The 21,363-nt window shown below is 70.4% G+C and carries 17 protein-coding genes; 14 read left to right on the forward strand and 3 right to left on the reverse strand.

Annotated elements, in window-relative coordinates; genetic code table 11:
• Position 1 precedes the first annotated feature (1 nt).
• The gene (iolC, locus tag B1H50_RS00725; protein WP_095532444.1) at positions 2–991 is read right to left on the reverse strand and encodes a 5-dehydro-2-deoxygluconokinase; all 990 of its coding nucleotides are present in this window, start codon (positions 989–991) and stop codon (positions 2–4) included.
• 241 nt (positions 992–1,232) lie between these two features.
• On the opposite strand from iolC, the gene B1H50_RS00730 reads away from it, so the two are divergent.
• The 3 genes from B1H50_RS00730 (at position 1,233) to iolG (ending at position 4,398) form a co-directional block, all read left to right on the forward strand.
• Positions 1,233–2,021 carry a GntR family transcriptional regulator gene (locus B1H50_RS00730; protein ID WP_080461884.1) on the forward strand — a complete coding sequence of 263 codons (789 nt, stop codon included), beginning with the start codon at positions 1,233–1,235 and terminating at the stop codon, positions 2,019–2,021.
• 228 nt (positions 2,022–2,249) lie between these two features.
• Positions 2,250–3,326 (forward strand): transaldolase family protein, encoded by a 1,077-nt coding sequence (locus tag B1H50_RS00735; protein WP_080461885.1) that lies wholly within the window; start codon positions 2,250–2,252, stop codon positions 3,324–3,326.
• An 82-nt stretch (positions 3,327–3,408) separates the two neighbouring features.
• On the forward strand, positions 3,409–4,398 hold the full coding sequence (gene iolG, locus B1H50_RS00740; protein ID WP_080461886.1) for an inositol 2-dehydrogenase: 990 nt from the start codon (positions 3,409–3,411) through the stop codon (positions 4,396–4,398).
• A gap of 134 nt (positions 4,399–4,532) precedes the next feature.
• On the opposite strand, the gene B1H50_RS00745 is transcribed toward iolG, so the two are convergent.
• Positions 4,533–5,654, reverse strand: coding sequence for a LacI family DNA-binding transcriptional regulator (locus B1H50_RS00745; RefSeq protein ID WP_080461887.1), 1,122 nt, complete (start codon positions 5,652–5,654; stop codon positions 4,533–4,535).
• A 170-nt stretch (positions 5,655–5,824) separates the two neighbouring features.
• Between B1H50_RS00745 and B1H50_RS00750 the strand changes: the two genes are divergently transcribed.
• From B1H50_RS00750 to B1H50_RS00800, 11 genes are all read left to right on the forward strand, one after another.
• Positions 5,825–6,817, forward strand: a complete 993-nt coding sequence (locus tag B1H50_RS00750; protein WP_080461888.1) for a LacI family DNA-binding transcriptional regulator — start codon at positions 5,825–5,827, stop codon at positions 6,815–6,817.
• A gap of 292 nt (positions 6,818–7,109) precedes the next feature.
• Positions 7,110–8,306 carry a Gfo/Idh/MocA family protein gene (locus tag B1H50_RS00755; RefSeq protein WP_080461889.1) on the forward strand — a complete coding sequence of 399 codons (1,197 nt, stop codon included), beginning with the start codon at positions 7,110–7,112 and terminating at the stop codon, positions 8,304–8,306.
• 135 nt (positions 8,307–8,441) lie between these two features.
• The gene (locus B1H50_RS00760) at positions 8,442–10,106 is read left to right on the forward strand and encodes an MFS transporter (protein ID WP_080461890.1); all 1,665 of its coding nucleotides are present in this window, start codon (positions 8,442–8,444) and stop codon (positions 10,104–10,106) included.
• Positions 10,107–10,248: 142 nt separating this feature from the next.
• On the forward strand, positions 10,249–11,175 hold the full coding sequence (gene iolE, locus B1H50_RS00765; RefSeq protein WP_080462070.1) for a myo-inosose-2 dehydratase: 927 nt from the start codon (positions 10,249–10,251) through the stop codon (positions 11,173–11,175).
• Positions 11,172–12,512 (forward strand): MFS transporter, encoded by a 1,341-nt coding sequence (locus B1H50_RS00770; RefSeq protein WP_158082811.1) that lies wholly within the window; start codon positions 11,172–11,174, stop codon positions 12,510–12,512. The genes iolE and B1H50_RS00770 overlap by 4 nt, the downstream gene beginning before the upstream one ends.
• Positions 12,513–12,592: 80 nt before the next feature.
• Complete coding sequence (locus tag B1H50_RS00775) at positions 12,593–13,603, forward strand: LacI family DNA-binding transcriptional regulator (protein ID WP_080461892.1); 1,011 nt, start codon at positions 12,593–12,595, stop codon at positions 13,601–13,603.
• A gap of 195 nt (positions 13,604–13,798) precedes the next feature.
• Positions 13,799–15,001 (forward strand): Gfo/Idh/MocA family protein, encoded by a 1,203-nt coding sequence (locus tag B1H50_RS00780; RefSeq protein ID WP_080461893.1) that lies wholly within the window; start codon positions 13,799–13,801, stop codon positions 14,999–15,001.
• Positions 15,002–15,053: 52 nt separating this feature from the next.
• Complete coding sequence (locus tag B1H50_RS00785; protein WP_080461894.1) at positions 15,054–16,052, forward strand: sugar phosphate isomerase/epimerase family protein; 999 nt, start codon at positions 15,054–15,056, stop codon at positions 16,050–16,052.
• Positions 16,053–16,201: 149 nt separating this feature from the next.
• Positions 16,202–16,999 (forward strand): sulfite exporter TauE/SafE family protein, encoded by a 798-nt coding sequence (locus B1H50_RS00790; RefSeq protein WP_080462071.1) that lies wholly within the window; start codon positions 16,202–16,204, stop codon positions 16,997–16,999.
• 169 nt (positions 17,000–17,168) lie between these two features.
• Complete coding sequence (gene pta, locus B1H50_RS00795; protein ID WP_080461895.1) at positions 17,169–19,223, forward strand: phosphate acetyltransferase; 2,055 nt, start codon at positions 17,169–17,171, stop codon at positions 19,221–19,223.
• 48 nt (positions 19,224–19,271) lie between these two features.
• Positions 19,272–20,462 carry an acetate/propionate family kinase gene (locus B1H50_RS00800; protein ID WP_080461896.1) on the forward strand — a complete coding sequence of 397 codons (1,191 nt, stop codon included), beginning with the start codon at positions 19,272–19,274 and terminating at the stop codon, positions 20,460–20,462.
• A gap of 181 nt (positions 20,463–20,643) precedes the next feature.
• Here B1H50_RS00800 and B1H50_RS00805 read toward each other — a convergent pair whose 3' ends face one another.
• Positions 20,644–21,258, reverse strand: coding sequence for a ribonuclease H family protein (locus tag B1H50_RS00805; RefSeq protein WP_080461897.1), 615 nt, complete (start codon positions 21,256–21,258; stop codon positions 20,644–20,646).
• Positions 21,259–21,363: the final 105 nt, after the last annotated feature.

The following is a 21,363-nucleotide window of genomic DNA, read 5'->3' on the forward strand; positions in this document are numbered from 1 at the left end:
GTCACAGATCCTTCAGGCTCGGGGCGCACCGGTCGCGGTGGCGCCGCATGACGTTGAGGAGCTCGGGCTCGGTGGGCATCGCCGTCGAGCACTCGATGCGCTCGCAGACGATGGCGCCCGCGGTGGAGGCGGCGAAGATCGTCTTCTCCAGGGACCAGCCCGACAGCAGGCCGTGGCAGACGGCCCCGCCGAAAGCGTCCCCGGCGCCCAGGCCGTTCTTGGTCTCGGCGGGGGTCACGGGCATCTCGATGCGCTCGTCGCGGGTCTTGGCCAGGGTGCCCAGCGGCCCCTGCTTGACGATGGCGAGCTCGACGCCGGCCTCCAGGAGGGCATCGGCGGCGCGGTCCGGCTCGGTCTCGCCCACGGCGACCTCGCACTCCTCGCGGTTGCCGATGGCCACGGTCACCTTGGGCAGGATCTTGGCGACCTCCTCGTGGGCGGTGGCGCGGTCGGGCCAGAACATCTCGCGGAAGTCGAGGTCGGCGATCGTGTGCGCCCGACGCCCCCGGGCGTCGAGCGCAGCATGGTGGGCCCCCCGGGAGGGGGACTTGGTCAGCCCTGTGGCCGAGACCCAGAAGATGCGGGCGTCGCGCACGGCGTCGAGGGGGATGTCGGCGCCGTCGAGCTCGAGGTCAGGGGCGGAGGGCTCGCGGTAGAAGTAGAGGGGGAAGTTGTCCGGCGGGAAGATCTCGCAGAAGGTGACCGGCGTGTTCATGCCCGGCTTGGGCACGACGTAGTCGTCGTAGACGCCCAGGGCGCGCATCTCCTGGCAGACGAAGCGGCCGAAGGGGTCGTCACCCACGCCGGTGATGACGGCGGAGCGATGACGGTAGCGGGCGGCGGCGACGGCGACATTCGTGGGACTGCCGCCGAGGAACTTGCCGAAGGACTCAACGTCCTCCAGGCCGACACCGATCTGGAGGGGGTAGATGTCGACGCCGCAGCGGCCGATGGTCAGGACATCCAGGGGCGGGGTGGTCGAAACGGTCATGGGCTTCCCTTCCACTTCGTCGGGGCGGGGCGGGCGCCCGCTCGGCACCCTCGGCCCAAGCCTGCCCCCGCTCCCCACCGCTGTCAACATTTGTCCGAACAAATGCGGAACATGACATAGGAGCGCATGGTCGGATAGTCTCCCGCCACACCCTGCGCCATCAGCACGGGACTCGCCGCCAGTCACCGCGCGGGCGGAACCCCGCCGAGCGCACGAGCCGAAGACCCAGAGAACGTCGATCATGCCCGATCCGAGCCCCACGCCGTCGCGCACCCCCTCCACCCAGGACAGGGCGCCGCGCGTCGTCGACATCCAACTGGACCGCAAGAGCCCCGTTCCGCTCTACTTCCAGATCTCCGAACCGATCGCGGAGGCGATCCTGAACGGCGAGCTGCCCGTGGGCACGCGCCTGGAGGACGAGCTGTCGATGGCCAAAAGGCTCGCGGTCTCCCGCCCGACGGCCCGTCAGGCGCTCCAGCGGCTCGTGGACCGGGGACTGCTCACCCGCAGGCGGGGCGTGGGAACCCTGGTCTCCCCCACGCGGGTCCGCCGCCCGATGGAGCTCACGAGCCTCCACTCCGACCTCGAGTCCGCGGGCCACAAGGTATCCACCGAAGTCCTGGACCACGACGAGCACCCTGCGGACGCCGCCGAGGCGACGAGCCTGGAGGTGGCCGAGGGGACCCCGATCGTGCGCCTGTCGCGCCTGCGCACGGCCGACGGCGAGCCGATCGCGGTGCTCACCAATCTCATCCCGGCCGATATCTGCCCCTCCCGGGAGGCCCTGTCCGCCGGAGGCCTGTACGACCTCCTGCGCGCCGAGCAGATCATCCCGACGACGGCGCACCAGACCATCGGCGCCCGCCCCGCCACGGCCCCCGAGGCGAGGATGCTCGGGGAGAAGCGCGGCGCCGCCCTGCTCACCGCCACGCGCACCACCTATGACACCTCGGGCCGGGTCATCGAGTACGGCACCCACGTCTACCGCGCCTCCCGCTACTCCTTCACCACCACCCTCTTCTCCACCTGATCCCACCTCCCCATCACCCCTCCCACATGCGAGACCGGTCGAAAATAGGAGTGAGACCGGTCCGCGGACCGGTCTCACTCCTATTTTCGACCGGTCTCGATGAAGAGATTTGTCTGGACAATCGGTTGACAGGGGCGACGGCGTCGGCTTGAATAGGACCCGCAGCCAGGCAACGCCGCCAGGCGACTGCGGTTGAACACTGCGGGAACCCGACCAGGAGAGCAGCAGATGACCATCGAACACACACCCGGCCCACTTCTCGAGGCCGCTCAGAACTTCCCCACGGCGCTGTGGAACGACTCAGCGGATCCCGACGAGCTCCGCCAGTCCATCTCCTTCGGAGGCGTGGGCGCCACCTGCAACCCGACCATCGCCTTCACGTGCATCAACCAGCGCAGGGACGTGTGGCTCCCCCGGATCGCCGAGCTCGCCGAGATGATGCCCGAGGCCTCCGAGTCGGAGATCGGCTGGCAAGTCGTGCGCGAGCTGAGCCTCGAGGCCGCCAAGCTCCTCGAGCCCGCCTTCGAGGAGCACAAGGGCCGCAACGGCCGCCTCTCCATGCAGACCGACCCCCGTCTGGCCCGCTCCGCCAAGGCCCTGGCCGACCAGGCCGAGGAGTTCTCCAAGCTGACCAAGAACATCATCGTCAAGATCCCCGCCACCTCGGTGGGCATCGAGGCGATCGAGGACGCTACCTACCGCGGCGTGTCGGTCAATGTCACCGTCTCCTTCTCGGTCCCCCAGGCCGTGGCCACCGGCGAGGCCATCGAGCGCGGTCTCAAGCGCCGAGAGGCCGAGGGCCTGGACACCTCCACCATGGGCCCGGTCGTCACCCTCATGGTCGGGCGCCTCGACGACTGGATCAAGACGGTCGCCAAGAAGGAAGGCCTCTTCCTCGACCCCGGCCACCTGGAGTGGGCCGGCATCGCCGCCTTCAAGCGCGCCTACGCCGAGTTCCAGGCCCGTGGCCTGCGCGCCCGGATGCTCGCCGCGGCCTTCCGCAACGTCATGCACTGGTCCGAGCTCGTCGGCGGCGACGTCGTCATCTCCCCGCCCTTCAAGTGGCAGGAGATCATCAACAAGTCGGACTACAAGCCCGCCAACCGCCTGGATGTCCCCGTCGACGAAGCGATCATGAAGACGCTGCTCGGCATCCCCGAGTTCGTGCGGGCCTACGAGCCCGACGGCATGACCCCGGCGGAGTTCGACACCTTCGGCGCCACGGTCAACACGCTGCGCGGGTTCCTCCAGGCCGATGCCGACCTGGACGCCCTGGTCCGCGACGTCATCATGCCCAAGCCGTGAGCGCGAGTCGGCCGGGGAGGCGGTGAGAGCCCTTCTCCGGCCGACCCCGCCCCACCCCTGACACACAGCAGAAAGAACAACAATGCTCAGAATCGCCGTCATCGGCGCCGGCCGCATCGGCCACGTCCACGCCAAGACCATCGCCGCCCACCCGCAGGCCGAGCTCGCCCTCGTCTGCGATCCCATGGGCGCAGCCGCCGAGGACCTCGCCGCCCTCTACGGGGCCCGCTCGTGCAAGGAGGCCGATGAGGTCTTCGCCGACCCGGACGTCGACGCCGTCGTCGTCGGCTCCCCCACCCCCCTGCACATCCCCCACCTCCTCGCAGCCGCCAAGGCCGGCAAGGCGGTCCTGTGCGAGAAGCCGATCGCCCTGGACATGAAGGACGTCGAGGCCGCCCGCGCCGAGCTCGACGCCGTGACGACCCCCGTCATGTTCGGCTTCAACCGCCGTTTCGACCCCTCCTTCGCGGCGGCGCGCGCCACCGTGGCCGACGGCCGCATCGGCGCGCTGGAGCAGCTGACCATCATCAGCCGCGACCCCGCCGCCCCGCCGGTGGAGTACATCAAGGTCTCCGGCGGCATCTTCCGCGACATGACGATCCACGACTTCGACATGGCCCGCTTCTTCCTGGGCGACATCGTCGAGGTCCACGCCGTCGGCCAGAACCTCGACGAGGACATCAAGGCCACCGGTGACTTCGACGCCGCCGTCGTCACCCTCAAGGCCGCCTCGGGGGCCGTTGCGACCATCATCAACAACCGCCACTGCGCCTCCGGCTACGACCAGCGCCTGGAGGCCTCGGGCCGCGACGGCGCCCTGTTCGCCGAGAACATCCGCGCCACCACCGTGCGCCTGTCCAACGCGGAGGTGACCGACGCCCAGGAGCCGTACCTCGACTTCTTCCTGGAGCGCTACGCCGACGCCTACCGCCTGGAGCTCTCCGCCTTCATCGAGGCCGTCGAGGCGGGCACCGCCCCGCCCACGAGCATCGACGACGCCATCAAGGCCCTGCGACTGGCCGAGGCCGCCACGACCTCCGCCCAGTCCGGCCAGCCCGTGCGCCTGGACTGAGCCACCGCGGCCCCGCTCATGCGGGGCGTCCCGGCGGGCGCCGTCGCCTCCCATGTCCTCAGGGGGTGGCGGCGCCCGCCGCTCGTCGTCACCAGGACGCGCCCGCCGGGGCCGGGCTCAGCGCGGGGCCGGGCTCAGCGCGGGGCCCGGGCGGCATGCGCGGCCGGAGCGGCCTGACTGGTCCCCCGCATGACGAGCCGGGGCATCACTGAGTACAGCAGCCCGCCCTCGGGGCGCTCCTGGACGACGACGTCGGGCATCGTCGGGGGCGCCACCGCGGGGGCTCCCGCGCCGCGAACCCCCGTTCCCCCGCCGGACTCGCGCGCCTCCATGCGCGCGACCAGGGCCCGCACGGCGACCTCGGCCAGGAGCAGCGCGTCCTGCTCGATGGTGGTCACGGAGAAGGCCGTCAGCCCGGTGGCGGGAATGCCGTCATAGCCGGTGACCGCGATATCCTCCGGCACGCGCACCCCGCACCGGCGCAGCTCCATGAGGGCGCCGATCGCCTGGTGGTCGTTGAAGCACAGGATCGCGTCGGGCAGGGCGCGGGCGTCGAGGATGACGCGCACGGCGCGCGTGCCGGACTCCTCGTCGGAGCCGCCGTCGAGCACGCGCGCCCGGTCGCCCAGGCCGTGCTCGGTCATGGCCGCGAGGAATGCGGCGCGGCGCATGGGGGCCGAGCTCGCCCCTCCGCCATCGATATGGGTGATCCGACGGCGCCCGGTGAGCACGAGATGATCGACGAGCGCGGTGATGCCCACATCGTCGCGCGAGCGCACGAGGTCGGCGTTCGGCAGTCCCGACTCCCGGCACACCATGACCACCGGCACGCGCGCGGCGGCGTCGGCGACGATGTCGTGCCCCACCCAGGGGTCGACGAGGATGAGCCCCTCGCAGCGCTCGGTGAGCAGGGAGCGCAGCCCCTCGGCCTCATCGCGGTGCGGGGTCGAGGCCGCCAGCACGAGGGAGCGCCCGTGCTGGGAGCAACTGCGGTAGAGGCCATCGATGATGCCGCCCTGGAAGGCCTGGTTGATGTCGAAGCTGGCGCCGATGAGACCGGTGCGCCGCTGCCGCAGGAGGCGTGCCCGGGGGTCGGCGTTGTAGCCGAGCTCAGCGGCCACGGCCAGGATCTCCTCGCGGGTCGCGGGCGCGACGCCGGCCGCGCCGTTGAGCGCCGCGGAGACGGTGGAGATCGAGCGCCCGCAGCGCGCCGCCACCGTGGAGATCGTGACGCGTCCGTCACGGCCTGTGGTCATTGGGGCTCCGTCCTGCTCGAGGATCGCCGGTCGGCTCGCCCCTGTCGGGGCCGCCCGATCGTATCCTGGCCTCGTGAGGACGCCCGGGCCCCGTCCCGGGCCGATCGATCGTCCGCCCAGGTGCGGCCCCGGGCCGGGGCGGCGCGGACCGCGGGGAGGAGGATATGGCGATGCCCGACGGCGCGCCGCGGGAGCACGCGACCCAGTCCGACGTAGCGCGGGCGGCCGGCGTGTCCCGGGGGCTCGTCTCCCTGGCTCTCAAGGGCGGCGGGCGGATGTCCGAGCGCACCCGTGAGCGGATCCTCCAGGCGGCCCGGGACCTCGACTACCAGCCCAACGGCGCGGCGGCACAACTGGCCGCGCGCCGCTCCAGCCGCCTCGTCATCGTGCTCCCCTACCTGGACAACCCCTTCTTCGACATCCTGGTGCGCCATGTCCGCGGGGAGGCCTCCGGGGTGGGCCACAGCCTGGTGGTGCTCGTCTCCGATCTCGAAGCGCGCCTGGAGGAGAGCACGATCGCCGACGCCCTGCGGATGCGTCCCGCCGGTCTCATCCTTCCGGGCACGCGCATGGGGCCCGAGGCCCTGGAGCGCCTGGGGAGTCGTTTGCCGGTGTGCCTGTTGGACCGCGCCCTACCCGGGCACGTCGTGGCGACGGCCCATATGGACGAGACGAGCGCGGCCAACCAGGTCATGGAGCACCTCTCGGGGCTCGGCACCCGGCATATCGCCTACCTGATTCCGGCACGGATCCTGCATGAGCGGCTCGTCGACGATCGCGGTCTCGCCTGCCGCGCGGCCGCTCAGGAGCACGGGATGTCCTTCGCCTCGGCCGCCTGCGAGGACGGCGCGCTGCCAGCCCTGGACTCGGCTCTCGCCGGCGCGCCGGGCCCCGCAGCGATCGTGGCCTACAACGACCTGCTGGCCATCGACGTCGCCGCGGCCCTGTACCAGCGGGGCGCGCGCCTTCCACTGGTCAGCTACGACAACACGCCCTTGGCCTCGCGCCCGGAGTTCTCCCTGACGAGCGTCGACCAGGACCCCGCAGCACTGGCGAGGGCGGCCGTGGGGATGCTCACCGGCATGGGCCCGCCCCCCGGCGTCGCCACGATCGCCCCGAGTCTCGTCATCCGGGCGTCGACGGCGCCGGCAGTACCGGCCTGACCAGCCCTCTCTCTCGCCCGTGCGCCCCGGCCCTCCTCTCGCACGGGCCCGCGACAGGGCCGCGTTCGTCGCCGCTGGCGCGAGTCCCCGTCATGCCTGTCCGCGACTGGGCTGGGAACGGCTCCGAACCGGTCTCGCTCCTATTTTCGACCGGTCTCGGTGGGAGGGGCGGGGACTCCTTGCGGAGCCGCCACACTTCCTGCTATTGTCCGGACAACGCTGCGATGACGCGCGTTACCAGCATCGCTCCGCCATTTCGTGACAGAGACGTCGGAAAGAAGAAGGAAGTCAGATGAGTTCGAAGAAACCCCTGGGGATCGGTGTGATATCCCTGGGCTGGATGGGGCGCCTCCACGCCCGCTCCTACCGGTCCCTGCCCGAGCGCTTCCCCGAGCTCGGCATCGCCCCCCGGCTCGTGGCCGCCGCCGACCCGATCGAGGAGGCCCGCGCGAACGCCGTCGAGGACCTCGGATTCGAGCGCGCCTACGCCGACTACCGCGAGCTGCTGGCCGATCCGGAGGTCGAGGCCGTATCCATCTGCTCCCCCAACTTCCTGCACCACGAGATGGCCATGGCCGCCATCGAGGCGGGCAAGCCCTTCTGGATCGAGAAGCCCATGGGGGTCAGCGCCCGGCAGTCCAAGGAGATCGCCCAGGCGGCCGAGGCCGCGGGACTCGTGAGCGCCGTCGGCTTCAACTACCGCCACACTCCGGCCATCGAGTACATGCGCCACCTGGTGCGGTCGGGCGAGCTGGGCCGCATCACCAATGTGCGCGTGTGGTTCATCGCCGACTACAACGCCTCGCCGCTGGGCCCGCTCACCTGGCGCGCCTCGCGCGAGAAGGCGGGCGCCGGCGTCGTCCCCGATCTCATGAGCCACGGGGCGGACCTCGCCCAGTACGTCGTCGGTCGGATCGCCTCGGTCTCGGCGGCCACCGGTATCTTCATCACTGAGCGCCCCATCCCCACGAAGATGGGCATCGGCCACTCCGGCTTCGAGATCGGCGACGAGGTCGGCCCTGTGGAGAACGAGGACTACGTCGCCATGCTCGTGCGCTTCGACGACGGCACGATCGGCACGATGGAGTCCTCCCGCGTGTCCGTGGGACCTCGCGCCGAGTACGTCGTCGAGGTCTACGGCACGCAGGGATCGGCCCGATGGAACTTCGAGCGCCTCAACGAGCTCGAGGTCTGCGTGGGCATCGACGGCGGCCCCGCCCACGGCTACACCCGGGCCATGGCGAACCCCGCGTGGGGCCAGTGGCACCGCTACCAGCCGGCCATCGGCACCTCCATGGGCTTCGACGACATGAAGTCCATCGAGGCCGCCCAGTTCATCGAATCCATCGCCACGGGAGCCCAGATCGCCCCCTCGGCGGCGGACGCCTGGTGCGCGGCGGAGGTGGACGAGGCCATCGTGGCTTCCGCCGCCGACGGCCAGTGGCACGAGGTGGCGCGCATCGACGGCGCAACGACCTTCGACCGCTGAGCCTCGGCCCCCAGTCCCCCGGCGGTCCTCCGCCGACGGCTCCCCGGCATCGTCGCCGGGCCGGGGACCACCCGGGCGATCCCGCCCATCTCGCAATTCCCTGGCACCCTCGCCAACCACCCAAGGAAACCACCCATGAGTCAAACCAGTACCGGCCTCTCCCTGAGGGGCATCACCAAGGACCAGATGCGCCAGGCCGTGGCCGAGACCCCGCCGTCGGGCAAGCACCGCGGCATCGGCGCCGTCGCCGCCGTCGCCACGCTGGGCTCGCTCCTCTTCGGCTACGACACCGGCGTCATCTCCGGGGCGCTGCCCTACATGTACATGCCCCATGACGCCGCCGGACTCCAGCTCACCAGCGGCCAGGAGGGCGCGATCGGCGGCACGCTGCTCATCGGCGCGGCCCTCGGCGCGCTCTTCGGCGGGCGCCTGTCCGACCGCTATGGGCGCCGCCACAACATCACGATCCTGGCCATCGTCTTCCTCCTGGGCGCGATCGGCACTGCCACCGCGCCCAACATCTGGCTGATGTACGTCGCCCGCTTCGTGCTGGGCCTGGCCGTGGGAGGCGCCTCCGCCACCGTCCCGGTCTACCTGGCCGAGACCGCGCCCAAGCGCATCCGCGGCTCCATCGTCGCCATCGACCAGCTCATGATCGTCACCGGCCAGCTGCTCGCCTTCGCCATGAACGCCGCCATCAGCGCGGCCAGGGGCGGCCCGAGGATCACCATCGAGGCGGACCCCTCGGGCTCGGGGCTGGTCAGCCTCGGCGAGCAGTCCTTCGACAACCTCGCCCGCCTCCAAGCCTCCCAAGGCGGGACGCTGTCATCGGCCGAGTACCACGAGTTCCTCAACCAGCTCGTCATCTCCCACGGCAACGGCGAGACCTGGCGCTACATGCTCGTCCTGTGCTCCCTCCCGGCCGTCGCGCTGTGGATCGGCATCCGCCTCATGCCCGAGTCCTCCCGCTGGTACGTAGCCAAGGAGCGCCTCTACGACGCCATCGGCGCCCTCAAGCGGGTGCGCGACGAGGCCAAGGACGGCCCCCTGGAGGACGAGCTCATGGAGATCGCCGAGGCCCGCCAGAGCGAGCTGGAGCTTCAGTCCAAGCGCCTGGGGCTGGGCCACGTGTGGAGCACCCCCTGGCTGCGCAAGCTCATGCTCGTCGGCATCTTCCTGGCGATCGTCAACCAGACCACGGGCGTCAACACGGTCATGTACTACGCGCCCAAGGTCCTGGAGTACGCCGGCATGTCCTCCTCCTCGGCGATCATCGCCCAGGTGGCCAACGGCGTCATGAGCGTCATCGGCTCGGCGATCGGCATCTGGCTCATCATGCGCTTCCGCCGCCGCCAGATCCTCATCGCCGATGTCACCGGCGTCGGCATCTGCCTGCTGGGCATCGCCGCCACCTTCGCCCTGTTCATCGCCCCGCACATGGACAACGGCACGCGCCCGCCGTCCTGGGCGGCCTTCCTCATCCTGGGCCTGATGTCCGTGTTCATGCTCATCGTCCAGTCCTCCAACGGGACCGTCGTGTGGACGATGCTCGGCGAGATCTTCCCCGCGAACGTCCGCGGCATCATGAACGGTACCGCCGTGTTCTGCATGTGGATCGCCAACGCGATCATCACCTGGACCTTCCCGCACATGATGGAGACCCTGGGCGGAGGGATCACCTACACGATCTACGGCGTGCTCAACCTCGTCATCGCCCTCATCCTGCTCAAGATGATGCCGGAGACCTCCGGCAAGTCCCTGGAGCAGATCGAGCACGAGATGGAGAAGCGCTACTCCTGACGGCCCCGCGGCCGCTAGAAGACCCCACAATTGTCCTGACATTGCGGCACACCTGCCGCAGCGGGCTCGCGAGGCCCTCCTCGCGAGCCCGCCCGGCCGCCACCGACGGCGCCCGGAAGCACCCCCGCGAAAAGGAGCAACGATGTCCTTCACCCTCGACCCCACCACCGCCATCACCGACCCCCATGGCATCACCTGGGGCATGCACCCCATCACCTGGCGCAATGACGACATCCCCGAGGTCGGCGCCTTCAACACCCTGGAGGACATGCTCCTCGACCTGGCCGACACCGGCTACCGGGGCACCGAGTGCGCTGGCTTCTTCCCGCCCAAGGAGGAGGTCAAGGCCGCCTCCGAGGCCCGGGGGATCAAGATCGTCGCCCAGTGGTTCTCCTCCTTCATCGTGCGCGACGGCATCGAGACCGTCATCCCGGACTTCGAGGCCACCTGCTCCCACCTGGAGTACCTGGGCGCCACCCGCGTGGTGGTCTCCGAGCAGACCGGCTCGGTGCAGGGCAAGCGCGATGTCTGCATCTTCACCAATAAGCCCACCTTGACCGACGAGGAGTGGGACCTCCTGGCCGATGGCCTCAACCGCTTGGGCGACATCGCGCACGCCCACGGCCTGGAACTCGTCTACCACCACCACCTGGGCACCGTCGTCCAGACCAAGGCCGAGACGATCCGCCTCATGGAGGCGACCGACCCGGCCAAGGTCTCGCTCCTGTTCGACACCGGGCACGCCTATGTGGGCGACGGCGATGTCATGGGTCTCCTCCAGGCCTGCATCGACCGCATCAAGCACGTCCACTTCAAGGACGTGCGCCCGGAGAGGATGGCGGAGTCGAGGGCCGCCAACCGCTCCTTCCTCGACTCCTTCCTGGCCGGGATGTTCACGGTACCCGGGGACGGCACGATCGACTTCACCGAGCCCTACCGCTTCCTCGTGGACCACGGCTACGACGGTTGGATCCTCGTGGAGGCCGAGCAGGACCCGGCCATCGCCAACCCGTTGGAGTACGCCCGCAAAGCGCGCGCCTACATCGAGAGCGCACTGTTGAAGGCGTGATCCCGCCCCGAGGCGCCCGCCCCCTGACGGCCGCATCCGCGCCACTCGCGCCGGCCGCGGCCGAGGATGGCGCCCCCATCCGGTGTCCGGACGGGGGCGCCATCCTCCTCATCGGCTGCGCGGGCGGCGCCTCCGCCACCGTGCCGGTCTACCTGGCCGAGACCGCGCCGAGATCCATCCGCGGCACCCTCGTGGGCATCGACCAGCTCATGATCGTCACCGGCCAGTTCCTCGCCTTCGCCATCAACGCCGCCATCGCCAGGATCACCGGGGGCCCCGAGGCCACCATCACCTCCGTGGAGCCCGGCACCACCGTCAGGATCGACGGTGTCGAGCAGGCCGTCGAGGTCGGCAAGTCCTACAGCTGGGACGTCCTCAAGGGCGTCCAGGACGCCATCGCCGTCGACGGCGGCACCGGCAGCACCTGGCGCTACATGCTCGTCATCTGCTCCATCCCCGCCGTCGCACTGTGGCTGGGCATGCGCATGATGCCCGAGTCCTCCCGCTGGCACGCCTCCCAAGCCCGTTACATCCAGGCCATCGCGGAGCTCAAGCGCGTGCGCAAGCCCGATGACGACATCGCCGGGGAGATCGACGAGATGATCATGCTCAACCGCCGCGAGGCCGGCACCGAGCACTGGAGCCTGTCGCGCTGCTTCCAGATCCGATGGACGCGCAAGCCCCTCGTCATCGGCGTGCTCGTGGGCGTGTTCAACCAGACCACGGGCGTGAACACGATGATGTACTACGCCCCGAAGATCCTGCAGAGCGCCGGCTTCGGCACGGAGTCCGCCATTACGCTCACGGTGCTCACCGGCATCGCCTCGGTGCTCGGCTCCTCGCTCGGCCTGTGGCTCCTGCTGCGCTTCTCGCGGCGCGGTGTCCTCCTGGGCGGCACCATCGGCCTGACCGTCATGCTGTGGGTCATGACCGCCGTCTTCCTGTTCGGCATCAACCCCCACCGCGACGACGCCGGCAACATCGTGGACACCATGCCCACGATGATCCCCTACCTCGTGGTGACGGTCATCATCTTCTACATGCTCTTCATGCAGGGCGGCAATGCCCCCGGCACCTGGGTCATCATGTCCGAGCTCTTCCCGGCGCGCATGCGCGGGGCGGCGATGGGCTTCGCGGTGCTGTGCCTGTGGGTGGTCAACGCGATCATCACCTTCCTCTTCCCCATCATGATGGACAAACTCGGGCCGGTCATCACCTACCTGGCCTTCTCACTCATCAACGTCATCGCGGTCATCTACATGTACCGCAACGTCCCGGAGACGAAGCACTCCTCCCTGGAGGAGTTGGAGGAGGAGTTCCAGCGGCGCTACGCGTGAGCCGGGCCGCCCCACCGCGGGCGAGCGCCCCACGGCCCCGGCTAGACTGCGCTCGCACGCAGCCGCCAGTCAGGAGCCGTATGAGCCAGCGCCCCGCCACGCAGAGCGATATCGCGCTCGCCGCGGGCGTCTCCCGCTCGCTGGTCTCCCTGGCTCTCGCCGGATCACCGAGGGTGGCCCGCCAGACGCGCGAGCGCATCGAGGAGGTCGCCCGGGACCTGGGCTACCGCGTCAACGTGGCGGCCTCCTCGCTGGCGCGGCAGAGCTCGTCGATCATCGGGCTGGTGCTGCCCAACCTGCGCAACGCCTTCTTCGAGCGCATGGCCAAGTGCCTCAACGAGGCCGCCTCCCAGCGCGGCATGACGCTGTTCGTCACCGTGGGCTCGGAGGACCCGGTGGCGCTCCACCGGGCGATCGACTCCCTCCTGGGCGTGCGAGTGGCGGGGATCGCGATGGTCTCGCCATGGCTGACCGGCCAGGACGTGGTTGCCGTGGGCGAGGAGGTCGCCACCTGCGTCATCGGGCGCAGGAGCCCCGGCGGCAGGATCGACGCCGTGCACATCGATGAGCGGGCGGCGGCCGGCCTCGTCGCGGACCACCTGCGCGAGCGGGGGGCGTCGTCGCTCGTCTACGTGCGCCCCCGGACGGGCGACGAGACCTCCCGCCATGAGCGGGAGATCGCCCTGACCGACGCCGCGAGGGATGCGGGCCTGCCGCTGACCGCCTACGGCTGCGCCGACGGGGCGGGACCCGCCGTACGGGCCGCCGTGAGCACGCATCCCGAACCACTGGGCCTGGTCATGCACAACGACGTCCTGGCGATCGACGCCGTCGCCGCCCTGCGCACCGCGCGGCGCAGTCAGGGCGCCCCCGTGCTCATCGCCTCCTACGACAACACCTACCTGGCCCAGCGAGAGGAGTTCTCGCTGACGAGCGTCAACCAGCCCGAGCCCGTCATGGCGGCACGGGCCATCGAGCTCATCTGCCAGCGGGCGGGACTGGGGACCCAGGACCCCCTGGCCGCCGACGAGCCGGCGCGCAGCGTGGTCCTGGCCCCCACTCTCGCCATCCGCTCCTCATCGGCGCGATAGCGGCGCGACGGGCGAGCCGACCGGCGGAGCCGCGCTCATGTCCGGTCGGGAAGCGCGGGTCTCCAGCCACGCCCTTGACAGGGGAACGCTCCGATGACAACATTGCCAGCACCGATTCACGCGCGTGAATTACGGGGTCTGCCCCCATCGAGCATCCACCACAGCATCCGTCAAAGAGGACAGGAAGGCACACTCATGAGCGCATCATCCGCCCCGCTCTCCGTCGCCGTCATCGGCGCGGGCATGGCCGGCACCACCCACGCCAACGCATGGCGTCAGGTCGGCACCGTCTACGACCTCGGCCTGCCCAAGGTCCGCCTGGCCGCCATCGCCGACGCCTACGAGCCCTTCGCCGTCGACGCCGCCGAGCGCTACGGCTACGAGAGGGCCGTCACCGACTGGCGGGCCATCGCCGACGACCCCAATATCGACATCGTATCCATCGTGGTGGGCAATGCCCTGCACCGGGAGATCGCCGAGGCCCTCATCAGGGCCGGCAAGCACGTCCTGTGCGAGAAGCCGCTCGCGGACACCCTCGACAACGCCAGGGCGATGGCCGAGGCCGAGAGGAGCGCCGGCGTCGTCACCGCGACAGGCTTCACCTACCGGCGCAACGCCGCCGTCGCCGAGCTCGCCAAGCTCGTGGACAGCGGGCACCTCGGCGAGATCAACCACTTCGACGCCCGTTACTGGTGCGACTACGGCGCCGACCCCGCCACCCCCATGGCCTGGCGCTACAAGGGCCCCATGGGCTCGGGCGCCCTGGGCGACGTCGGGAGCCACCTCATCGACACCGCCGAGACCATCTGCGGACCGCTGGTCAGCGTCTCCGGCGCGGCCATGATGACCTCGATCAAGCAGCGCCCCGTCGCCAGCGGCCACGTCACCCGCGGCACAGCCCTGGACACCGCCGACGCAGCCCACGAGGACGTGGAGAACGACGACGTCGCCACCTTCACGGCGCGCTTCGCGAGCGGCGCGGTGGGCACTTTCTCCTGCTCGCGCGTGGCATGGGGACTGCCCAACTCCCTCATGGTGGACGTCCTGGGCTCCAAGGGCCGTGCCTCCTGGGACCTCGCCCGCTGCGGTGAGATCAAGATCGACGACGTCAACTCCCCCACCGGCCTGGGCGGGGCGCGACGGGTGCTGGTCAACCCGGACTTCCCCTACTTCGCCCGCGGGTCCTCGATGGCCTTCGGCGGGGTGGGCCTGACCCAGATCGAGCAGTTCACCTACCAGGCCTATGCCTTCCTCCAGCAGGTCGCCGGCGCCACCGGCGAGGGCGCCCTGCCGCCCTGCGCGACCTTCGCAGACGGCTACCGCGAGATGCGCATCGCCGACGCCGTCGCCCGCTCCGCCGCCAACGGCGGCTCCGAGGTGGACGTCTCAGCCTTCTGAGCCCCGCCCGGCCCCCGCCCACTCACCTCTTGATCGAAGGAGACCACCCACCATGGCACTCACCTACGGCGCCTACACCGCCTGCCTGTCCGACCGCCCCCTGACCGCCGCCCTCGACGTCCTCAAGGAGGCGGGGCTCACCGGTGCGGAGGTCAACGTCGGGGGCTTCATCCCCTCGCCCCACTGCCCCGTGGACGCCCTGCTCGCCTCGAAGACCGCCCGGGAGGACTACCTCGGGCTCTTCTCCGAGCGCGGCATGAGGCTCTCGGGCCTCAACACCTCCGGCAACCCCACCTCACCGCTGCCCAATGAGGGTCTCAAGCACGCCGAGGACATCCGCAACGCCATCCGCCTGGCCGGGGCTCTGGGCGTGGGGGAGATCGTCACGATGTCCGGCACGCCGGGCACCGACCCCACCGCCAAGTACCCCACCTGGGTGGTCAACCCCTGGAACGGCATCGACATGGAGATCCTGGACTACCAGTGGAGCGTCGTCGTGCCCTTCTTCAAGGAGATCGACGCCCTCGCCCGGGACAACGACGTGCAGGTCTGCCTGGAGCTCCACCCGCGCAACCTCGTGTTCAACGTGCCCTCCTTCGAGAGGCTGATCGAGGAGACCGGGGCCACCAACATCAAGGTGAACATGGACCCCTCGCACCTCTTCTGGCAGCAGATGGATCCCATCGCGGCCACCAAGCGCCTGGGTGGGCTCATCGGGCACGTCCACGCCAAGGACACCAAGATCTTCCCCGGAGCCGCCTATCGCGGCGTGCTCGACACCGACTTCGGCCACGTCGCCGCCGATGCCGAGGGCAAGGTCCCGGTGGCCTACGGCTACTGGTGCAACGCCTGGCCCGAGGACCCGGCCTGGCGCTTCGTCGCCCTCGGCCTGGGGCACGACACCGACTACTGGGCCGACTTCCTGCACGCCATCGAGCAGGTCGCCCCGGAGATGAACGTCAACATCGAGCACGAGGACGCCGAGTACGGCAACGTGGAGGGCCTCAAGCTCTCCGCCTCGAACCTCCTGGCGGCCGCCGCCAAGCTCTGACGGCACTGCGACCAGGGCGTAGTGTCCTACTCGTTCCCCTGATCAACCCCTTCTCACCCGACGGCGGGCCGGCTATGCACGACGCACTTCTCATCCCCCAAGCACTCGTAGCCGCGCCCGCCGTCGGCCCCCTCCCCGACGCCGTCACCATGGGGCCGACATCGGCGTGGGCCCTGCTCATCGTCAGCGCCCTGCTCGTGGGCCTGTCCAAGACCGCCCTGCCCGGCGTCACCGCGATCGCCGTGGCCATATTCGCCCAGGTGCTCCCCGCCAAGGAGTCCACCGGCGTCATGCTCCTGCTGCTCCTGACCGGGGACCTGCCCGCCATCTGGGCCTACCGCCGCGACACCGACGCCACCATGCTCAAGCGGCTCGTGCCGGCCGTCGCCTGCGGCGTGCTGATCGGCGCGCTCTTCCTGCGCGTGGCCTCCGACGATCTCATGCGCCGCGTCATCGGCTGGCTGATGATCGTCCTCATCGTCATCACCCTCGCGCAGCGCGCTCGCGGTCGGTACCGAACCGGCGCCAGGTCCCGGGCCACGAGCGCGGGAGCATCATCGAGGGGCGGCACGGGCTCGGCCTCCAGGGCCGGCTCCTCGCCCACCGCCCGCATGGTCTACGGGGCGCTCGCGGGCTTCTCCACGATGGTCGCCAACGCGGGCGGGCCCGTGACGAGTCTGTACTTCCTGGCCTGCCGCTACCCGGTCAAAGCCTTCCTGGGCACGACCGCCTGGTTCTTCTTCCTGGTCAACCTCACCAAGCTCCCCTTCAGCATCGCCCTGGGGATCATCCATGTGGACGCCCTGGCGCTCGTAGCGGTCCTCATCCCGGCGGTGCTGGTGGGAGCCCTGGCCGGCAGGCTCCTGGCCGACCGCATGCCGCAGCGCGTCTTCGACCCCGTCGTCATGGTCCTCACCGTCGTGGCGGCCCTGCCCCTCGTCGCCTGATCCCCCACCCCAGCCCCATGAGCGGCCTGTGGGTGTTCCCACAGCCCGGAGGCGCGCGTTTAAGGGACTTTGGTCGTCCTCGGGCGCGGAGAGGGGCACAATCGGTCATGAGCGCCGGCCGCCGCCCGGCGCCGCCGCTCGACGTCGAGATGAGAGAAGGACCAGCACCGTGGCGCGCAGCATCTACATCGCATCCCCCAACGCAGGAACCGGCAAGTCGACCGTGGCCCTCGGCCTGGTCAACGTACTCGCCAAGGTCGTCGCCAAAGTCGGCGTCTTCCGCCCCTTCGTGGATTCTCGCGCCGAGCACACCTTCCTCGACCTCCTCCTGACCCACTCCGGCTCCTCGCTGCCCGCCGAGCAGTGCATCGGCGTCACCTGGGACGAGTTCCACGCCGACCCCGAGGAGGCGCTGCCCCGGATCGTCGACGCCTACCGCGCCGTTGCCCGCGAGCACGACGTCGTCATCATCGACGGCTCCGATTTCACCGACGTCGCGGGCAACCCGGAGCTGTCCTTCAACGCGCGCGTCGCCGCCAATATCGGCGCCCCCATGCTCCTGGTCGTCTCCGGCGCCGGGGCTCCCGAGGAGGTACGGGCCAGCGTCGAGGTCTCCATGGCGGAGATCTCCGACAACCTCGGGCGCACCGCCGCCGTCCTGGCCAACCGCTGCCCCGAGGCCTCCCGCCGGGCGATCGCCGAGACTCTGGGCGGCATCGAGGGCGTCACCGCCTCCACCCTCCCCGAGGTGCCGCTCCTGTCCGCCCCGTCGGTCGGGGAGATCCTGAGCGCGGTGGACGGCACCCTCATCTCCGGGGATCCCGCCCTGCTGGAGCGCGAGGCGGAGTCCGTCCTCATCGGCGCTATGGACGTCTCCCACCTCCTGGACCATCTCAAGGAAGGCCAGCTCGTCATCGTACCGGCCGACCGCTCGGCCGTGCTCATCTCCCTGGCGGCCGCCCAGGCCTCCTCCACCTTCCCCACCCTGTCGGGCCTCGTGCTCAACGGCGGTTTCAACGTCGCCCCGCACGCCCTGAGCATCGTCAAGGGCCTCGGGCTGACCCTGCCGATCATCACCTCGCCCTTGGACACCTACGCCGCCGCCTCAGCAGCCGGCTCGGTCAAGGGCTACCTGGCCACCGCCTCGAAGCACAAGCTGGACGTCGCCATCACCGCCTTCGAGCAGGAGGCGGACATCGCCTCCCTCATGGCGGCCCTCGAGGTCGAGCCCTCCGATGTCGTCACCCCCATCATGTTCCAGGCCGAGCTGGTGGAGCACGCCAAGGCCCGCACCACGACGATCGTCCTGCCCGAACCCGACGACGACCGCGTCCTGGAGGCCGCCGACGCCATCCTGCGCCGGGGCATCGCCGCCATCGTCCTGCTCGGTGATGAGACCGCGGTCCGCTCGCGCGCCGCCGAGCTCGGCCTGGACATCTCCGCGGCGCGCGTCGTCTCGCCCTCGGACCCCGAGCTGCTGGAGAAGTACGCCGCCGAGTTCGCCCGCCTGCGCGCCAAGAAGGGCGTCACCCTGGAGGAGGCCCGGGAGAAGGTGCAGGACGTCTCCTACTTCGGCACCATGATGGTCCACATGGGGGACGCCGACGGCATGGTCTCCGGCGCCGCCCACACCACCGCCCACACGATCGTCCCCTCCTTCCAGATCATCAAGACCAAGCCGGGAACCTCCATCGTCTCCTCGGTCTTCCTCATGCTCCTGGAGGACCGCGTCCTCGTCTACGGCGACTGCGCCGTCAACCCCGAGCCCACCGCCGAGCAGCTCGCCGATATCGCCATCTCCAGCGCGCAGACCGCCCGCCAGTTCGGCGTCGAGCCGCGCGTGGCGATGCTGTCCTTCTCCACCGGGACCTCCGGCCAGGGCGCGGACGTGGACAAGGTCCGCGAGGCCACCGAGCTGGTGCGCGCCAAGGCGCCCGAACTCGCCGTCGAGGGCCCCATCCAGTACGACGCCGCCATCGACCCGACAGTCGCGGCGAAGAAGGCCCCTGACTCGGCGGTGGCAGGCAAGGCCACGGTCTTCATCTTCCCGGACCTGTCCAGCGGAAACATCGGCTACAAGGCTGTGCAGCGCTCATCGGGCGCCGTCGCCGTCGGCCCGATCCTCCAGGGCCTCAACAAGCCCGTCAACGACCTGTCCCGCGGGGCGCTGGTCGAGGACATCGTCAACACCGTGGCCATCACCGCGGTCCAGGCCCAGGGCTGACCGGTCCGTCGCGGCTTCCCCTCCTCCCCTCCCCCACGAAAGGCAGATATGACCACCCGAACCGTCCTCGTCATCAACTCCGGTTCCTCCTCCATCAAGTACCAGCTCGTCGACCCGGACTCCGGGGCCTCCCTGGCCTCCGGCCTCGTCGAGCGCATCGGCGAGCCCGAGGGCGCCATCAAGCACAAGCACGGCGAGGACGTCACCGAACTGACCGGGCCCGTGGCCGATCACGGCGCCGGCCTGACCGAGGTGCTGCGCCTCTTCGATGAGAAGGGTCCCACGCTCACCGAGGCGAACATCGTGGCCGTGGGCCACCGCGTCGTCCAGGGCGGCAAGCACTTCTCCGGTCCGGCGCTCATCGACGACGACGTCGTGGCCACCATCGAGAGGCTCGTGCCGCTCGGCCCCCTGCACAACCCCGCCCACCTCAAGGGCATCGAGGTGGGCCGCAAGCTCCTCTCCGATGTTCCGCACGTCGCCGTCTTCGACACCGCGTTCTTCCAGGACCTGCCCGAGGAGGCCGCCCGCTACGCCCTCAACCGGGAGGTGGCCGACGCCTACGAGATCCGCCGCTACGGCGCCCACGGCACCTCCCACCAGTACGTCTCCGGCGTCGTCGCCGACATGCTGGGCCGCAACGACCTCAAGCAGGTGGTCCTCCACCTGGGCAACGGCGCCTCCGCCTCCGCCGTCGTCGGCGCTCACGCGGTCGAGACCTCCATGGGTCTGACGCCGCTGGAGGGCCTCGTCATGGGCGGGCGCACCGGCGACATCGACCCCGCCGCCGTCTTCCACCTGACCCGTGTGGCCGGCAAGAGCGTGGACGAAATCGACCACCTCTTCAACCGCGAGTCCGGCATGAAGGGCCTGGCCGGGGACAATGACATGCGCGCCGTCTGGGCCCGCATCAACGCCGGGGAGTCCCAGGCACGCGAGGCCATGGACATCTACCTGCACCGCCTGGTCAAGTACGTCGGCGCCTACACTGCCGTCATGGGCGGCCTCGAGGCCCTCACCTTCACCGCGGGCATCGGCGAGAATGACGCCAACCTCCGCGCCGAGCTCTGCGAGCGCCTCGCCTACATGGGAATGCGGATCGACGGCGAGGCGAATGCTCTCCACTCGGCTGAGGCGCGTATCATCTCGACTCCGGAATCCACTGTCACCGTACTTGTGGTTCCCACCAACGAGGAGCTCGCCATCGCGCGCCAAGCGATGACTCTGGTTCAAGGCTGATCTGAGGCCTCCCTGGCGCCGGCAACAGCGCTCCTCGAACGGGCCCGGCCGCAGCACCCCGCTGCGGCCGGGCCTGCTGGTACCTACCCGGGCGCCCGGTCCACATGAGACCGCGCAGGCTCCCCCGCGCGAGCGCCCTCGGGCGCCGGGGGCCGCTGCTCCGGGCGGAGCGGTCGGGGCCTCAGAAGAGGGTGCCTCGCTCGGCGCGCAAGCGGGCGCGTCGGGCGGCAGTGGCACCGGGCACCGCAGCGGGTTTTTCGGCGGACGTCCCGGTGGGAGCCGCAGAGGCGCCGGGCGCTCCGACCGGCCGCGCGGGCGAGCCGGCGCCGGGCCAGCCCGGCCCGCTGGGAACCGCACCGCCCCGCTGGTAGGCGGTGGCGGCGGCGCGGGCACGGGCATCGGCGGCCTCATTCATGGGATGGCCCACGTGCCCCCTCACCCATTCGAAGCGCACCTGCCGACCTGCCAGGGCCTCGTCCAGGGCGCGCATGAGGTCCTCGTTGAGGACCGGCTTGCCGTCGGCCTTGCGCCAACCGCGCCTCTTCCAGCCGTGGCGCCACTTGGTCAGGGAGTTGATCACGTACTGGGAGTCCGCCTGGATGAGGATGTCCTCGCCCTCCAATCCGGCGGCGGCGGTCGCCCGCAAGAGCTCGAGGACGGCGGTGAGCTCGCCTCGGTTGTTCGTGGACTCGGGCCAGCCGCCGGCCGCCCAGCAGTCGTCGCTCACGTACCATGCCCAGCCGGCGGGTCCGGGATTGCCGAGGGCCGATCCGTCCGCGGCGGCGATGATCGTCATGGCGCACACCCTACCGGGCGATGGCGGTTCCCCGGCGGCGCCCCCGAACCTGCGGGGCGCCCCTCCGCTTCGGGAGGGGCGCCCCGCAGGCGCAAGATGCGAGAG

It is taken from the genome of Actinomyces gaoshouyii (assembly GCF_002072175.1).
GTDB classification, from domain to species: domain Bacteria; phylum Actinomycetota; class Actinomycetes; order Actinomycetales; family Actinomycetaceae; genus Actinomyces; species Actinomyces gaoshouyii.

Excerpts from the sequence above, each read along its gene's own strand:
- iolC (WP_095532444.1), bottom strand. The coding sequence starts at position 991 with ATGACCGTTTCGACCACCCCGCCCCTGGATGTCCTGACCATCGGCCGC.
- B1H50_RS00730 (WP_080461884.1), top strand. The coding sequence starts at position 1,233 with ATGCCCGATCCGAGCCCCACGCCGTCGCGCACCCCCTCCACCCAGGAC.
- B1H50_RS00735 (WP_080461885.1), top strand. The coding sequence starts at position 2,250 with ATGACCATCGAACACACACCCGGCCCACTTCTCGAGGCCGCTCAGAAC.
- iolG (WP_080461886.1), top strand. The coding sequence starts at position 3,409 with ATGCTCAGAATCGCCGTCATCGGCGCCGGCCGCATCGGCCACGTCCAC.
- B1H50_RS00745 (WP_080461887.1), bottom strand. The coding sequence starts at position 5,654 with ATGACCACAGGCCGTGACGGACGCGTCACGATCTCCACGGTGGCGGCG.
- B1H50_RS00750 (WP_080461888.1), top strand. The coding sequence starts at position 5,825 with ATGCCCGACGGCGCGCCGCGGGAGCACGCGACCCAGTCCGACGTAGCG.
- B1H50_RS00755 (WP_080461889.1), top strand. The coding sequence starts at position 7,110 with ATGAGTTCGAAGAAACCCCTGGGGATCGGTGTGATATCCCTGGGCTGG.
- B1H50_RS00760 (WP_080461890.1), top strand. The coding sequence starts at position 8,442 with ATGAGTCAAACCAGTACCGGCCTCTCCCTGAGGGGCATCACCAAGGAC.
- iolE (WP_080462070.1), top strand. The coding sequence starts at position 10,249 with ATGTCCTTCACCCTCGACCCCACCACCGCCATCACCGACCCCCATGGC.
- B1H50_RS00775 (WP_080461892.1), top strand. The coding sequence starts at position 12,593 with ATGAGCCAGCGCCCCGCCACGCAGAGCGATATCGCGCTCGCCGCGGGC.
- B1H50_RS00780 (WP_080461893.1), top strand. The coding sequence starts at position 13,799 with ATGAGCGCATCATCCGCCCCGCTCTCCGTCGCCGTCATCGGCGCGGGC.
- B1H50_RS00785 (WP_080461894.1), top strand. The coding sequence starts at position 15,054 with ATGGCACTCACCTACGGCGCCTACACCGCCTGCCTGTCCGACCGCCCC.
- B1H50_RS00790 (WP_080462071.1), top strand. The coding sequence starts at position 16,202 with ATGGGGCCGACATCGGCGTGGGCCCTGCTCATCGTCAGCGCCCTGCTC.
- B1H50_RS00800 (WP_080461896.1), top strand. The coding sequence starts at position 19,272 with ATGACCACCCGAACCGTCCTCGTCATCAACTCCGGTTCCTCCTCCATC.
- B1H50_RS00805 (WP_080461897.1), bottom strand. The coding sequence starts at position 21,258 with ATGACGATCATCGCCGCCGCGGACGGATCGGCCCTCGGCAATCCCGGA.